We start from the raw sequence: 14,680 nt of genomic DNA, 5'->3' as shown, positions 1-14,680 counted from the left end.
GCGGCCTCTAAAGAGAGAGGTCGCCTTTTGCGCGCGCTCTTCTGGAGCGGATGGAACGGATCACCGGAACCATGAAAATTGCTACAATTCCTCCGGCAAATCCATTATTATACAAATTCATACTATCATAAAGAATTCCAACATTTAATGCTACAGAAGACTGAAGAAATCCGGCGAGGAGACCGGCTACAATCCCGAATTCCCCGGCGATCGGGGCAAGAGTCGTAGAAAACAGAAGAGCAAGCATCGGTGACGGATCGTTGATATTCCACTCTTTTGTTACACTGGCCAAAATAACGCCGATCATGATCGGGGCAATATTAAAGAGGTGCTTCCCGGTGGCAGAAAATCCGACGATCGTGAAAATACCGCCGATGGTCGGACCGTTGAGATCTCCGCCCAAAATCAGCACAAGAAACATGGCGAAAAATCCGTTGATTCCCATATTGAGAAGAACAGGCGCTTTCCCTTCCTGTTTCAGATAATCAGTTCCTGAGATTCCGCTGCATTTCAGGATCTTTTTATAGGAAGCAAACAGCTGCTTCCGGTCCAGAAGAAAGGCAGATAAAATCATGATCAGGAACAGTGCCCCCAAAATGATGGAAAACTCCAGATTACTTCCTGTATGCCAGATCAGCCGGGATTCTGCTTCAATTCCAAAGGATTTGAATAAAGAGATGATGACTGTCGCAATGATACCGGAAGAAAAACCGACGTTATACAAAGAGTAACCTTGATGAGCATAGTGAACATGGGTAGACAATGGAGGCAGAACAAAACCAATGCTGATACCGATAGCAAAGCTTAAAAAGACCCGGACAGGCAATGATAATCCTTCGAACTGCATAACCTGGGTAATAATCGGGGAAAGGCTCGTTCCGTAAAGACCGACATAAAGATAATTCCGGATGGAAGTCTTGTGATAGTGAGCATACAAATAGACACCCAGGAGAATCGTCCAGATATTGACAACATTTTTTCCAAACAAGGAAAAGCCAAAGATCAGGCAGCAGGAGGTGATAGTATGACCATCGATTTCCATATGCAGAAGGTAAAGAACAAGAAGTAAAAGCAGCGTAATCAGGCCGGCATTCAGAAAAGCAGCCCCAATGCCTCCAATCACAAAATAGTCTGTAATCAGGAAGTCAGGCTCACGGATAATCGAATAAAGACCGGAAAGAATTTCCGAAGGTGGCTGCATAAATAGTCCCACAATGATAAAATAGGCGGGAAAAACTGCCAGCAGAAGATAACTCTGGCGGCGCGAAAGCGTTTTTTTCATGTAGAGCATCCTTTCTTCGATGTAATTATTAACTTTATTATATCGAAAATCAGCCATATGGTAAAGAAAAATAAAAAAAATGCAAAAAGACTGAACCAAAACAGAGATAGATTCAGTCTTTTTTTATATACAGCAAAATTTACAAAGGCAGGATTAGTGGAAGGCAGAGCTGAAGATACTAAAGAGAAAACACAAAAGGAAGGAATACTTATGGAAGGGAAACGTATTACGCAAAAGTCATTGAAAGAGTATGAAATCTTCCTGATTCAGGAAGAAAAAAGCCGGGCTACCGTTGAGAAGTATATGAGAGAGCTTCAGATTTTATCCGCTTTTCTTGGCGGCGCAAAAGTCTCAAAACAGAAAATCCTCGAATACCGGGAGAGGCTGATTCGATCCTACCAGCCAAAGACCGTAAACGCGAAGCTCTCTGCGGTCAATTCCTATCTGGAATTTACAGGCTGTCAAACCTGCACGGTAAAGCTCCTGAAGATTCAGAGACAGGCATTTATCGATGAAGAAAGAGAACTCTCCGAGCAGGAGTACAGACGTCTGCTGATGGCAGCAAGGAACCGCCCGAATCTTCGGCTTTACTATGTGATTCTGACGATCTGCGGCACCGGAATCCGGGTCAGTGAACTGAGATTCATCACCGTAGAGGCGCTGAAATGCGGCCGGGTACAGATTCACCTGAAAGGGAAGGACCGAACCATTTTGCTGCCAAAGAAGCTGAAAAAGAAACTGCGGACCTACGTAAACAATCAGGGCATTCAGAGTGGACCGATCTTTCAGACAAGAACCGGAAAACCGCTGGACCGGAGCAATATCTGCCATGAAATGAAAGCCATCTGTGAAGAGGCCGGGGTAGACAAAACGAAGGTCTTTCCACACAACCTGAGGCATCTGTTCGCCCGCTGCTTTTACGCGGTAGAAAAAAATCTCGCTCTCCTTGCAGACATCCTCGGACACTCCTCCATTGAGACCACCAGGATTTATGTGGCGGAAGGCATCCGCAAACAGGAACGCATTATCAAAAAAATGAGATTAATTGTATAAAAAATACCACAGAATGGTTATTCCGTGGTAAAAAAATACATAACAAAACATTTTTTCTCTAGCATGTTTCATTTTAATATTGTAGGGAAGAGAAGTCAATAGTTTTTTTGCATGCAAAGAAGCCCGTTTGCTTTTTCCAGGAAAGCGGGCGTAGGCATGTTGCGCTATTTTTTTGAAAAAGAAGGACAGATCGACATTCCGGGGCTGTGACAAAATGGCACAGTCCCTTATTTTTTGCCGTTTTGCAGGGCAGTTACCACGGAATAACCATTCTGTGGTAACGGATGCATGGAAATGAAAAGCAGGCGGGATGGCGAGATGGAGAAAAGAAGCAGAAATCTGGTATATAAACCGGAAAAAGTAAGGCTTGGCCAGAAGGAATTGCTGGTCTGGGAAAGAGACCCGGAGAAGGGGCTGGTATGCCGGACGATTCCCTATGACACCATGGTTCTCGTCTATCCGGAAGTCCATGACGAGAAAACCGGAGAGACCATCACGCCGGAAATCCATGATATCAGAAAGGATATGAAGGGCAGCCTGATTATCTGGGATCTGGAACGGAAGATGTTCCGAATCGACCTGTCTGATCAGAAGGAAAGTGCAGGGACCGTATTTATCCGGCTTGCCAGACACATTCCTTTCGCATTCCTGGGTTATACCCCGTGGATACAGATTCAGAACGATCAGGATTTCAGACAGATGCTGAAGATGATTGCCCTTAATAAGGAACTGAATCGGTAAAACCTGCACAATGTTTTCTATAGCATGTATATGCGACAGCATCAAAACATATGACAAAACAAGAACAAACAGGAAAGGAACGACATCTGGGGAAGGCAGCAAGGGAAATTCCAAAAAGGAGTGGATGCCTATGAAATTGAAGGATGGACTGATCCTGCGGGAAGTAGCAGGCCAGTATGTTGTAGTGCCCACCGGGAAACGGGTGCAGGAGGTGACGTCCATTGTCTACATCTCGTCTTCGGGCGCGTATCTGTGGGACTACATGAAAGACCACGAATTCGAAAAGGAAGATCTGGTGGCAAAAATCATGGAGCACTACAGCGGAGTGACGGAAGAGCAGGCGGCAGCGGACATCGAGAAATTTTTAAAGACGCTGGCGGACAATAACATTCTGGATGATGGGATCACACGTGGACGGGTCTTTGTAAGAATGCCGAAAGGAAAGGATTAAGATGAGCTATGAATTTGAGCCGGCCTGCCGGCGGATGGAATGGCTGGATCCCTTCTATAAAGCAGTCTGGGAAAAGGCATTCGCAGATGCAATTCCGATTTCCGGAACCTTTGAGTTGACTCCAAGATGCAATTTCAACTGCCGGATGTGTTATGTTCACCTGAAGCCATCGGAGATCCATAAATATGGGAAAGAACTGACTGCAAAAGAATGGATCCGGGTGGCAAGGGAGGCGAAAGAAGCCGGGACGACCTGGCTTTGCATCACCGGAGGCGAACCGCTGATGCATCCGGAGTTTGAAACGATCTGGAAAGAATTGACGCAGATGGGATTTTTCATCACCCTTCAGACGAACGCTTCCATGATCGAAGGAAAATTTCAAAAGCTTTTGGAAGACTATCCACCAAAAGGTGTGAAGATCACTCTGTATGGATCCAATGATGAGATCTATGAACAGGTCTGCCAGGTGCCGAATGGATTTACGAAAGTCGATCAGGGGATCCGGACACTGAAAGAAATGAAGATCCCTATCCAACTGGTCAGTACCATCATCCGACAGAATGAGGAAGATGTCAAACGGATGGCGTTTTATGCGTACTGTCATCAGCTCCCATGGGTGATGACAGCAGGAGTTAAGTCCTCAGTTCGGGGTGCGGACAGTGAAGCAAAGGACGTCCGGGTACAGGAAAAGCTGGATGAACAAAAGAAAAAAGAGATTCAGTACCGATTAAAAGAAGCACCGGTCAATATCGAACGGAAGCCGTGTAACTATTGTAAGGACTACCGGCTGGGGTACTGGATTACATGGGACGGAGAAATGCGGTTCTGCAGCTTTATGAATGAACCACATATCAAAATAAGAGAGCAGGCATTTCAGGAGGCATGGAAGAAACTGATCCGGTATGAAGAAGAACTGGACTGGCCAGAGGAATGTAAGACCTGCAAAGTGCAGAAGGTATGCTTCAAGTGTGCCGGAATGCTGAATGCAGAGTGCGGGAGCCCGCACAAGGTAACAGAAGAGTTTTGTGAGAAGATTAAGAAATGGTTTGATGAAGAGAAAGGAGAATGGGTATGGGACAGATTTATATAGAAGTAGATGCTAAAGCAGTAAACAATGGAATTATGACCTTGGAAACGTCTGGTGGTGGAGCTGAGGAAACAGGATATTGGTTATATTGGAATGGAGATGGATTTACAGGTACAGGTTGGTATTTTAACGATCCAAATTGTCCATTATCTGAAACTTGGCCGGCATATTTGGAAAAAAATGATGGGAAATGTGAGCAAGGAGTGGAACATTCAGCAGATGCACAAGGATTAAGGGAGCATGTTAATGCGGGACATGCTGATGATCTAAATGAAATGTTAGGGGCTTGGGACTTTTTTAAAAAATCTGCATTCGTAGGGCAATATGGTGCTAATTTGGAAGATAGAGGATGTTTAGACAGAATTACTGCATAGCAGGAATTGATATTGTAGCAGAAAAAGAAATTGTTGACGAAGAGTGGAAGAAATTTACAACAATATCTTTACAACAATATCATTTAACAATTTGTAAGGCGAAAACTGCTGAAATATTTTACGGGATAGAAAAATTGAATATGGATGATAGGCACTCTACCTTTTTTGAAAGGAATGAATTCATGTTTGTAGAGGATAATTGGAAAAAAATTTCTTTTTATCCCTTACAGAATAGAGAATGTATTACTGCGTTCCTTATCCAAGCCTTTTACGCTCATGCTTCCCAGCATCACATGATCCAGTTTCACAGTTCCCTCATTGACTATCAGGGTCACGGCCTGATGTTCCTCGGTCCTTCCGGTATAGGAAAGACCACCCAGGCGGAACTCTGGAATCAGTACCGGAACGCCCTGATTATCAACGGCGATATCGTCTTTGTGCAGGAAACAGAAGAAAATTTTCTCGGTTGGGGAACTCCGTGGCACGGCTCTTCTCCTTATTGCGAGAATACGAGTGTACCGATAGAGGCGCTGGTTATTCTCAAACAGGCTCCAGAAAACTCCATTCGCAAGTTAGAGGGATTTGAGAAAGTAACTGCTGTTTCCAACAGTGTCTTCTATCCCCGTTGGCTGGAGAATGGTATGGAGCTTTGTCTGGAAACACTGGATCATCTGCTTTCCAAACTTCCGGTTTACGAACTGTCCTGCCGTCCGGATGAAGAGGCGGTAGACCTAACCGAGAAAACTATTTTTGGCAGGGAGAATTGATCAAATTGCCATGAGTTCGATCAAACATATCATTCAGAAAATCAAAGAAGGCAAGTTGAAAAAGCTGATCGGGGAGCTCCTTTGGATGTATGCCTATGTCCGGAAGTACTGGTTTCTAATTGGGGTATATATCCTTCTGGGAGCTTCCGGATCGGTGTTATCTCTGGGGACTTCCGTGGTCAGCCGGGATCTGGTAGATGCTGTGACAGGAGTGAATTCTGCAGAAATCGTACAGGTGGCTGTAGTATATGTGGGTGTCGGCGTTTCGCAGATTTTTATTAATGCCGTCAAGACCCGGCTTTCTCTCAGGGTTCGTCTCAAAGTCACTAACGAAATCCGCAGTGATATTTATGAGCAGGTTCTGCAGACGAACTGGGAATCTTTGTCAAAATATCGTTCCGGTGATCTCCTTTACCGGGTGAATGGAGATGCCAGTATGGTGGCGAATACGATTCTCACCTTCCTGCCTAACGTGGTGACGACTCTGATCAGTTTTGGAGGAGCCTTTGTAATCGTGGTGAAAAATGATCCCATCATGGCAGTGATTGCTATGGCAGGAGCTCCGGTTTCCTTCCTGACTTCCCGGTATTCCATGAAAAAGATGCGGGACTTCCAGAGAGATAATCAGGAAGTAGCCAGCGACCGGACGGTCTTTGACCAGGAAACCTTCCAGAACCTGCAGTTCATCAAAGCCTTCGGCATGGTGGACCGGGTTATGGAAAAATTTTACAAAATCCAGAAAGAAACCGTGGATGTGGCCCTGCTCCAGAACAAGTTTCAGCAGTGGACAACTATCGTGACCTCCCTGGTAGGACAGGCAGTAGGTTATGCCTGTTATGGATTTGCAGCATACCGGCTGTGGAGAGGAGACATCAGTTACGGGACTATGACGATGTTTGTCTCTATGGCAGGATCCCTCCGGGGATCTTTCAGCGGAATCATCAGTCTCATGCCGACGGTGATCCGGGCCGGAATCAGCGCAGAGCGAATCATGGAAGTCACCAGCCTGCCAAGGGATTCTATGGAACAAAAAGAAGAAGCAGAAGAAGCGAAACGAAGAAGCAAGGAAGAAGGCGTCTTTGTCCGCATGGAGAATGTAGACTTTGCCTATGAGGAAGACAACTGGATTTACCAAAATGCGGATATTTCCGCCAATCCGGGTGAGATTGTTGCCTTGATCGGGCCGTCCGGGCAGGGCAAGACGACGACGCTAAACCTGCTTCTGGGTCTGTACCATCCGCAAAAAGGCCGGGTCTATCTTGGTAATCCAGGACGGACAGCAATGGAGGCATCTTCGGCTACACGATGCCTGTTCAGCTACATCCCTCAGAGCAACACCCTTTTTACAGGGACGATTGCGGACAACATGCGGATGGTCAAACCCGAAGCGACAGACGAAGAAATCAGGCAGGCTCTGGAGGCAGCGTGCGCCTGGGAGTTTGTTGAAAAATTGGAAGAAGGAATGAATACACAGGTTCGGGAGCGAGGAACAAGATTTTCCGAGGGGCAAAAACAGAGACTGTCTATTGCAAGAGCGCTTCTTGCAGATGCCCCGGTCATGATTCTGGATGAAGCCACCAGTGCGCTGGATGTGGCGACAGAACGGAGGGTGCTTCGGAGAATCATTAAAAAAGAACCGCACCGGACTATTCTTGTGGCCGCACACCGGCCCAGCGTATTTGCCATGTGTAACCGGGTCTATAAAATCCAGGACCATGGGATTACGCAGGTAGACGAACAGGGCATTCAGGAATTTCTGGATGCATTCTGACCAAGCTAAGAGACAGGAGAAAACAAGATGAGATATATAAGAATACTGGTTATCATCCTTTTTATCGCAAGCCTTGGAATCTACGGGGCGGCCCGGATTAAAGAACAGGCAACAGAAGATCCGACCAGACCGGTCATCACAAGCGACCGTGAAGAACTGGAAGTCTCCACTTCTTATGAAGAAAGCGATCTGTTGGAAGGATTGACAGCAGAGGACGAAAAAGACGGGGATCTGACAGACCAGATCATGGCAGGCAACTTTTCCCAGTTCATTGAGCCGGGAGTATGCAACCTGACATACGTGGTCTTTGATTCTTCCAATCAGGCGGCAACTCTGACCAGAAGAGTCCGTTTCACTGATTATGAGGCTCCGAAATTTATGTTGACACAACCGTTGGTCTTTGCAGTAGGAACCGAGAACAATGCACGGAGCTATGTCCATGCTACGGATCAGATCGACGGAGACATTTCTTCTATGGTGAAACTGCTGGAGAGTAATGTCGATTACCGGACCGCCGGAGACTATACGATCCAGGTGGAAGTATCCAACAGTCTGGGTGACACGACACAGGCGGAACTTCCGGTTCATATCGTGGAAGCATCTCAGCTCAGCACAGACATTCACCTGACACAGTCTCTTGTGTACGTAAAAAAAGGAGCAGAATTCCACCCGGAAGAGTATGTGGACTATGTGGAAGATATGGACGGCAACCAGCTGGATGCAGGCAGCCTTTCCATCAGTTCTCAGGTCAATACCGGGGAAGCTGGAACCTATCAGGTTCAATATCAGACAGACGGCGATACAGGCAGGGGGGAAACCTGGCTGACCGTAATCGTGCGGGAGTAAAAGGAGAGATACCAGATGAAGAATGAAGTAAGAGAATTCAGACTAGATGAAATCAGCATCCTGTGTATCATCCGGGACCTGCTGAAAAATATATGGGTGATTCTTCTGGCGGCTGCAGCAGGGTGGTTTGCAGTGACCGGAGTCATGAGCTTCCTGTATGTGCCGGAATTTACCGCCCAGGCCACCATGGCAGTCAGTGCGAGGGGAGGCAGCAATGCCTATTCTTCTCTGTCTTTGACCAACCAGATGGCCGGAGTCTTCAGCGAAGTCTTCGACAGTAATGTCTTAAAAGAAAAGATTGCAGAAGAGCTCGGTGAAGATTCCATCAACGAAACGATTCAGGCAACCGTGATTGAGGAAACGAACCTGATCACGCTGCAGGTAACGAGTGAAAACCCTAGAAGGGCGTATCAGGTGATCCAGTCTGCCATCCGGAATTATGATGAGGTATCGGACTATCTCTTCTCCAATGCGATGCTCCGGATCGTACAGGAACCATCGGTTCCGTATGCACCTTCCAATGCCATGAATAGTTCCCGGTACCAGAAGCTTGCTATTCTGGCAGGAGCAGTTGGATCCGGCGGGCTGATCGTTTTACTGTCTATCCTGCGGTTCACAGTGAAAACAAGGGAAGGAGCCAAACGAAATCTGGATGGACGGATTCTGGAACTGATTCCATATGAGCGGAAAAATAAAACCGTCCGGGGAGCGTTGCGGAAACTGAACAAGTCCATTTTGATCTCTTCCAAACTGGTCAGTATGCCGTTTGGAGAGGCAGTACGTAAGACAGCAACCCGAATCGACCATCATATGCGAAGGAGAGACCAGAAGGTACTGATGGTGACCAGTGTGGCGGAAAATGAAGGAAAATCTTCTGTGGCGGCAAACCTGGCCCTTGCATTGGCGGAAAAAGGGCGGAGAGTAATGCTGATTGACGTGGATTTGAAGAAGCCGGCTCTTTATAAAGTGTTTGAAAAAAAGGAAGAAAACCGAAAGTATCTATCGGATTATCTGGACAAAAAGGCAGAGATTAAAGATGTTCTAATTTATGAGAAAAAGGAAAAGATCTATACGGTGTTTCAGGAGAAGAGCATCCATAATGCAGCACGGTATCTGGATTCAATGGAAATGAAAGCGCTGATTGACGCCGGTCGGAAAAAGATGGACTACATTATTCTGGATACGCCTCCAATGTCCGTATCCAGCGATGCGGAATTGATGCTGAAAATGGCAGATAACGCAGTACTGATCGTTCGCCAGGACTGGACGGATGTGAGAGCGGCAAACGATGCTTCGGATACGATCCGCCAGGCAGGCGTGGACTTTACAGGTTTCATTTTAAACGCCTTTTTGAAAGAACAGTTGTGGAGTTCTCTTCGGGAACATTCCTACTACGGATATGGCAGAACTGATGGCAGCGAGGAGGTGTAAGGATGGCAGAGAGAGATCTTTATAGCAAGAATAACCAGAACCTGTCCCGCAGGATTGATGAAGATGACGTGATCGATCTGGGGGCTCTGTTCTGGAATGTGATTCAGGGGATTCTCCGCTTCTGGTGGCTGATCATTCTTCTGGCTGTAGTCGGGGCAGGGGCATTTTATCTCAGAGCTACCAGCCTGTTTTATACACCAATGTATCAATCCTCTGCAACCTTTACGGTGCTGACCGGAGGATCTACAGATTCAGAAAACAGTACCTATAACTTTTATTATGATACGACAACAGCCGGACAGCTGGCGAAAACCTTTCCTTATATTTTAAGCAGCAGCCTTTTGACAGAGGCGATTGAGGAAGATCTGGGAGTGGATGCGGTGAACGGAAGTATCTCCGCACAGGCAGTTTCCGACTCGAATATGATTACCATGACCGTAACCAGCAACAGCCCGGAAGATGCCAAAGCGATTTTGGAGTCTGCTATTAAGGTGTATCCGGACGTGGCACGGTTTGTCATCGGGGATACGAAATTTAATATGATCGACGAGCCGTCGACTCCGACGGAGCCGTACAACCGGCCAAGTTACCGGGGACAGATCAAAAAAGGTGCTGTCTACGGGGCAGGAGCAGGATTTCTTCTTATCTGCCTGTATGCTTTTTTCAAGAAAACGGTACAGAAGCCGGAAGAGTTGAAAAGTGTCATGAGCCTTTCCTGTATTGCTAATATACCGGAAGTCTCCAGAAAGCTTCGGAAAAAACAGACTACCAGATGGATTCAGATGCAGGATAACCGGACACCTCAGGCATTTCGGGAGAATATTCAGAGTCTGCAGATCCGGATCTCCCGTGAACTGGAGGAAAAGGGCGGTAAAGTACTGGTACTGACCAGCACCATGCCGGGAGAAGGAAAGTCCACTTTGGCTTATAACCTTGCTATTGCAGCGGCATCCCATGGGGTAAAAGTTCTGTTTATTGACGCTGACCTGCGCAAGCAGGCAGACCGGAAGCATCTGACGGAGGAAAAAGGAAGAGGACTCGCTTCTGTTGTGGCAGGAAAATGTACGCTGAAAGAAGCAGTTTATCGGGAGAAAGAGACTGGAGTAGATTTCCTTGGAGGAAACAAACCTGTCAAAGGTGTTCAGCAGATCCTCAATCATAGCAGTTTCCATGAGGTCATGGAAGAAATGAAAGCACAGTGGGATCTGATTCTTCTGGATGCACCGCCGGTAGAAATGTTTGAGGACGCCAGCATTTTGGCGGAACAGTCGGACGGCATCCTGTATGTGATCCGTTACGATCAGGTGCAGAAACGCCGGATTCTGGACAGTATTTCCGGGCTGGAAGACAGCAAAGCACCGCTTCTGGGATACGTGTTCAACGGTGTTCCGGTACACAGGGGCGGATATGGCTACTATGGTTATGGACGTTACGGATATGGTTACTATGGATACGGCTCTTATGGCTATGGAAAGAAACAGGAGTCAAAGAAGAAAAATGATACTGAGGAGCTACAGTCATGATTGATCTGCATGCCCATCTGCTCCCGGGGCTGGATGATGGAGCCAGGTCCTGGGAAGAGGCAGTCGAAATGGCGCAGACAGCAGTCGAATCCGGTATTGAGACTGTGGCAGCTACCTGTCATGCAAATCTGCCGGGAAGAAATTCAGCGGACATGGTTCGTGTATACCGCAGAAGGCTGGAGCAGTTCCGGGAGCTTCTGGAAAAAGAACGGATCCCATTACGGTTGGTAGAAGGAATGGAGATTCTGGACGGAGCGGAACTGGTAAGAAAGTTGAAACGGGGAGAACTGCTGACGATCAACGGGACCCGTTATGTATTGGTGGAAGTCCGGCTGGATGCTCCGGCATGGCAGATTTACCGGATGCTGATCTATCTTCTGGATGCCGGGTATATTCCGATTCTAGCACATCCAGAACGATATCGCTGCGTACAGCGGGTACCTGCTCACGTAAAAGAATGGGCAAGGATGGGAGCGGTACTGCAGTTGGACAAAGGAAGCATCTTCGGGCGGTTTGGAGAAGGAGCAGCGGATGTAGCAGACTACATGTTGGACAGACAATTGGTATCGCTTGCAGCAACCGACGCCCACCGGGTAGATGTCCGAACGTTGAGTCTGGCACCATTAAGAGATCTACTGGCGAGACGGTACGGAAGTGCATGTCCGGAATTGCTATTAAGGGAAAACCCCAAAAGAATATTGGAAGGAAACGATGTGATTCGGTTTCGTTAGGATAAGGACGAGAGGATACAGGAAAAGAGGAAGGTACAGAACGAATGTATAAAAAGAGTTCAAAAGGATGGTTAAAACACTGGGATTTTCTGGTGCTGGATCTGATTTGCTTACAGGCTGCTTTCATGATGGCCTACCTGTTTAGGCATCAGGCAGGCAGTCCATATGAAAACCAGTTATATCTCAATATGGCGATCTTTCTGGAACTGGCAGATGTGATGGTGATGTTTTTCTTTGAGACATTGAAAAATGTATTGAAAAGAGGATATTATATCGAGTTTGCCGTTACTCTGAAACACGTTGTGCTGGTACTGCTGTTTGCAACCCTGTACCTGTTTACCATTCAGGAAGCAGAGAATTATTCCAGAATCGTTCTATATCTGACTGGGGTGATTTATCTGTTTCTCACCTATGGAGTGCGACTCCTTTGGAAGCGGATGCTTCGGAAAAAAATGCGAACCGGAGGCGATCGATCACTACTGATCGTGACAACCGACCGGGCGGCTTTGGATGTGGTCCTGAGCATTAAGCATAATAATTACGAAATGTATAATCTGGCCGGACTGGTGATTGCAGACCGGAATATCATAGGAGAAGATATCGGGGGACTGCCGGTGGTGGCAAATGTTGATACCGCGCCGGAATATGTCTGCCGGGAATGGATTGATGAGGTGCTCCTAATTCCAGGAGATAACGAAACGCTTCCTCAAAGCCTGATAAACAAGCTGGTGGAGACAGGAGTTACTGTACATTTTAATATTTCTCAGGCTACCAACAAGGTGGGAAAGAAACCGCTGGTGGAGAAAATCGGAAATTACTTGGTACTGACTACCAGCATCAATTATACAACAGACAAGCAGGCATTTCTAAAACGATGCCTGGATATTGCAGGCGGACTGGTGGGTTGCATTCTGACAGGAATCTTATTTGTTTTTATTGCACCGGCTATTTATATTCAGTCGCCGGGGCCGATTTTTTTCTCACAGGTAAGGGTGGGAAAAAATGGAAAGAAATTTAAAATGTATAAGTTCCGAAGCATGTATCTGGATGCAGAGGAACGGAAGAAAGAATTGATGAAAGAAAACCGGGTGAAAGACGGCATGATGTTCAAGCTGGATTTTGATACCCGTGTGATTGGAAATAAGATTCTGCCGGACGGCAGGAAGAAGACCGGGATCGGAAATCTGATCCGGGTGACCTCAATCGATGAATTTCCGCAGTTTTTCAATGTACTGAAAGGGGATATGTCTTTGGTAGGGACAAGACCTCCGACACTGGACGAGTGGGAAAAATATGAACTGCACCATCGTGCAAGACTTGCTATCAAACCGGGGATTACCGGAATGTGGCAGGTAAGCGGAAGAAGCGAGATCACGGATTTTGAGGAAGTGGTCAAGCTGGATACGGAATACATTACAGACTGGAGTGTGGGGATGGACTTTCGGATTCTGCTGAAGACAGTACTTGCAGTGGTTAAAAAAGAAGGATCGATGTGATGGGAGAAAAGAAACAAAATCAACTGCGCATTGCTTTCCTTGGTATGAAATGTATGCCGGCTCTGGGACAGGGTGGCGTGGAAGTAGTAGTGGAAGAACTGAGCACCCGAATGGCAAAAATGGGGCATCAGGTAACCTGCTATAACCGAAGTGGAAAGCAGGGCGGAAAAAAAGGATTAACAACATACAAAGGGGTGCGGATCGTGAATGTTCCTACGATTGATAAGCGGGGACTGGCAGCGATGAGTGCCTCCACCGTGGCAGCAATTCGTGCAGCCTTCGGGCCGTATGATGTGGTGCATTTCCATGCGGAAGGTCCGTGCGCCATGCTGTGGCTGCCAAAATTAATGGGAAAACGATGCATTGCGACGATTCACGGTCTGGATCATCAAAGAGCCAAATGGGGCAAGCTTGCCAGCACCTATATCATGCTGGGAGAAAAATGCGCTGTCCGTTTTGCAGATGAAGTGATTGTGCTGAGCAAAGGAGTACAGGACTACTTTATGAAAACCTACGGACGGAAGACAAGATTTATACCAAATGGTGTTAATCGGACGAAACTTCGTGAAGCGGATCTGATTCAAAAAAAGTTTGGTCTGGAAAAGGATGGCTACATTCTGTTTCTGGCAAGGCTGGTACCGGAAAAAGGGCTCAAATATCTGATCCAGGCATATCGTCAGGTGCAGACAGACAAAAAACTGGTTATAGCGGGAGGCACATCTGATACTGACCAGTTTGTCAAAGAACTAAAGGCACTGGCAGCAGGAGATGACCGGATTCTGTTTACCGGATTTGTTCGAGGACAGATGCTGGAAGAATTGTACAGCAATGCTTACTTGTATACCCTCCCTTCGGATCTGGAGGGAATGCCGCTGAGCCTGTTGGAAGCCATGAGTTATGGAAACTGCTGTCTGGTGTCAGACATTGCAGAATGCACCGAAGTCGTGGAAGACAAGGCGATGGTATTCCTACAGGGTAATGTGGAAGATCTGAGAGAGAAGCTACAGACCGCCTGCGATCGGGAAGAGCTGGTGCAGGGGTATAAAAAGGATGCAACGGAGTTCATCTGCGGGAAATATGACTGGGATGAAGTTGCGAAGGAGACGGCGAGACTGTATAACAAATAG

The 14,680-nt window shown here is 46.9% G+C and carries 14 protein-coding genes; 13 read left to right on the top strand and 1 reads right to left on the bottom strand.

Annotated elements, in window-relative coordinates:
- Positions 1-7: 7 nt before the first annotated feature.
- Positions 8-1,282, bottom strand: coding sequence for a DUF1576 domain-containing protein (locus H6A32_RS08635; protein ID WP_430749582.1), 1,275 nt, complete (start codon positions 1,280-1,282; stop codon positions 8-10).
- Positions 1,283-1,492: 210 nt separating this feature from the next.
- On the opposite strand from H6A32_RS08635, the gene H6A32_RS08630 reads away from it, so the two are divergent.
- The 13 genes from H6A32_RS08630 to H6A32_RS08570 all read left to right on the top strand — a co-directional run bounded on the left by H6A32_RS08630 (position 1,493) and on the right by H6A32_RS08570 (position 14,680).
- The gene (locus H6A32_RS08630; protein WP_204864145.1) at positions 1,493-2,335 is read left to right on the top strand and encodes a tyrosine-type recombinase/integrase; all 843 of its coding nucleotides are present in this window, start codon (positions 1,493-1,495) and stop codon (positions 2,333-2,335) included.
- Between the two features lie 288 nt (positions 2,336-2,623).
- Entirely contained in the window at positions 2,624-3,076 is a 453-nt protein-coding gene (locus tag H6A32_RS08625) for a hypothetical protein (protein WP_204864144.1), read from the top strand.
- Between the two features lie 130 nt (positions 3,077-3,206).
- Positions 3,207-3,527 carry a PqqD family protein gene (locus tag H6A32_RS08620; RefSeq protein WP_118637350.1) on the top strand — a complete coding sequence of 107 codons (321 nt, stop codon included), beginning with the start codon at positions 3,207-3,209 and terminating at the stop codon, positions 3,525-3,527.
- A 1-nt stretch (position 3,528) separates the two neighbouring features.
- The gene (locus H6A32_RS08615; protein ID WP_204864143.1) at positions 3,529-4,617 is read left to right on the top strand and encodes a radical SAM protein; all 1,089 of its coding nucleotides are present in this window, start codon (positions 3,529-3,531) and stop codon (positions 4,615-4,617) included.
- The gene (locus H6A32_RS08610) at positions 4,599-4,988 is read left to right on the top strand and encodes a hypothetical protein (protein WP_204864142.1); all 390 of its coding nucleotides are present in this window, start codon (positions 4,599-4,601) and stop codon (positions 4,986-4,988) included. Before H6A32_RS08615 ends, H6A32_RS08610 begins: the two co-directional genes overlap by 19 nt.
- A gap of 293 nt (positions 4,989-5,281) precedes the next feature.
- Positions 5,282-5,755 carry a hypothetical protein gene (locus H6A32_RS08605; protein WP_204864141.1) on the top strand — a complete coding sequence of 158 codons (474 nt, stop codon included), beginning with the start codon at positions 5,282-5,284 and terminating at the stop codon, positions 5,753-5,755.
- 10 nt (positions 5,756-5,765) lie between these two features.
- Positions 5,766-7,526, top strand: coding sequence for an ABC transporter ATP-binding protein (locus H6A32_RS08600; protein WP_204864140.1), 1,761 nt, complete (start codon positions 5,766-5,768; stop codon positions 7,524-7,526).
- A gap of 27 nt (positions 7,527-7,553) precedes the next feature.
- Positions 7,554-8,372 carry an immunoglobulin-like domain-containing protein gene (locus H6A32_RS08595; protein ID WP_204864139.1) on the top strand — a complete coding sequence of 273 codons (819 nt, stop codon included), beginning with the start codon at positions 7,554-7,556 and terminating at the stop codon, positions 8,370-8,372.
- 15 nt (positions 8,373-8,387) lie between these two features.
- Complete coding sequence (locus tag H6A32_RS08590) at positions 8,388-9,803, top strand: polysaccharide biosynthesis tyrosine autokinase (protein ID WP_204864138.1); 1,416 nt, start codon at positions 8,388-8,390, stop codon at positions 9,801-9,803.
- Between the two features lie 2 nt (positions 9,804-9,805).
- The gene (locus H6A32_RS08585; RefSeq protein WP_204864137.1) at positions 9,806-11,326 is read left to right on the top strand and encodes a polysaccharide biosynthesis tyrosine autokinase; all 1,521 of its coding nucleotides are present in this window, start codon (positions 9,806-9,808) and stop codon (positions 11,324-11,326) included.
- Complete coding sequence (locus H6A32_RS08580; protein WP_204864136.1) at positions 11,323-12,057, top strand: tyrosine-protein phosphatase; 735 nt, start codon at positions 11,323-11,325, stop codon at positions 12,055-12,057. Before H6A32_RS08585 ends, H6A32_RS08580 begins: the two co-directional genes overlap by 4 nt.
- A gap of 44 nt (positions 12,058-12,101) precedes the next feature.
- On the top strand, positions 12,102-13,553 hold the full coding sequence (locus H6A32_RS08575) for a sugar transferase (RefSeq protein ID WP_204864135.1): 1,452 nt from the start codon (positions 12,102-12,104) through the stop codon (positions 13,551-13,553).
- The gene (locus H6A32_RS08570; RefSeq protein ID WP_204864134.1) at positions 13,553-14,680 is read left to right on the top strand and encodes a glycosyltransferase family 4 protein; all 1,128 of its coding nucleotides are present in this window, start codon (positions 13,553-13,555) and stop codon (positions 14,678-14,680) included. The genes H6A32_RS08575 and H6A32_RS08570 overlap by 1 nt, the downstream gene beginning before the upstream one ends.

The sequence above is a fragment of the Drancourtella massiliensis genome (genome assembly GCF_016900655.1).
In the GTDB taxonomy this organism is placed as follows: domain Bacteria; phylum Bacillota; class Clostridia; order Lachnospirales; family Lachnospiraceae; genus Sellimonas; species Sellimonas catena.
This window is presented reverse-complemented; position numbering and strand designations above follow the sequence as displayed.

Excerpts from the sequence above, each read along its gene's own strand:
- H6A32_RS08585 (WP_204864137.1), top strand. The coding sequence starts at position 9,806 with ATGGCAGAGAGAGATCTTTATAGCAAGAATAACCAGAACCTGTCCCGC.
- H6A32_RS08570 (WP_204864134.1), top strand. The coding sequence starts at position 13,553 with ATGGGAGAAAAGAAACAAAATCAACTGCGCATTGCTTTCCTTGGTATG.
- H6A32_RS08580 (WP_204864136.1), top strand. The coding sequence starts at position 11,323 with ATGATTGATCTGCATGCCCATCTGCTCCCGGGGCTGGATGATGGAGCC.
- H6A32_RS08615 (WP_204864143.1), top strand. The coding sequence starts at position 3,529 with ATGAGCTATGAATTTGAGCCGGCCTGCCGGCGGATGGAATGGCTGGAT.
- H6A32_RS08630 (WP_204864145.1), top strand. The coding sequence starts at position 1,493 with ATGGAAGGGAAACGTATTACGCAAAAGTCATTGAAAGAGTATGAAATC.
- H6A32_RS08625 (WP_204864144.1), top strand. The coding sequence starts at position 2,624 with ATGGAAATGAAAAGCAGGCGGGATGGCGAGATGGAGAAAAGAAGCAGA.
- H6A32_RS08635 (WP_430749582.1), bottom strand. The coding sequence starts at position 1,282 with ATGAAAAAAACGCTTTCGCGCCGCCAGAGTTATCTTCTGCTGGCAGTT.
- H6A32_RS08600 (WP_204864140.1), top strand. The coding sequence starts at position 5,766 with ATGAGTTCGATCAAACATATCATTCAGAAAATCAAAGAAGGCAAGTTG.
- H6A32_RS08610 (WP_204864142.1), top strand. The coding sequence starts at position 4,599 with ATGGGACAGATTTATATAGAAGTAGATGCTAAAGCAGTAAACAATGGA.
- H6A32_RS08595 (WP_204864139.1), top strand. The coding sequence starts at position 7,554 with ATGAGATATATAAGAATACTGGTTATCATCCTTTTTATCGCAAGCCTT.
- H6A32_RS08590 (WP_204864138.1), top strand. The coding sequence starts at position 8,388 with ATGAAGAATGAAGTAAGAGAATTCAGACTAGATGAAATCAGCATCCTG.
- H6A32_RS08575 (WP_204864135.1), top strand. The coding sequence starts at position 12,102 with ATGTATAAAAAGAGTTCAAAAGGATGGTTAAAACACTGGGATTTTCTG.
- H6A32_RS08605 (WP_204864141.1), top strand. The coding sequence starts at position 5,282 with ATGATCCAGTTTCACAGTTCCCTCATTGACTATCAGGGTCACGGCCTG.
- H6A32_RS08620 (WP_118637350.1), top strand. The coding sequence starts at position 3,207 with ATGAAATTGAAGGATGGACTGATCCTGCGGGAAGTAGCAGGCCAGTAT.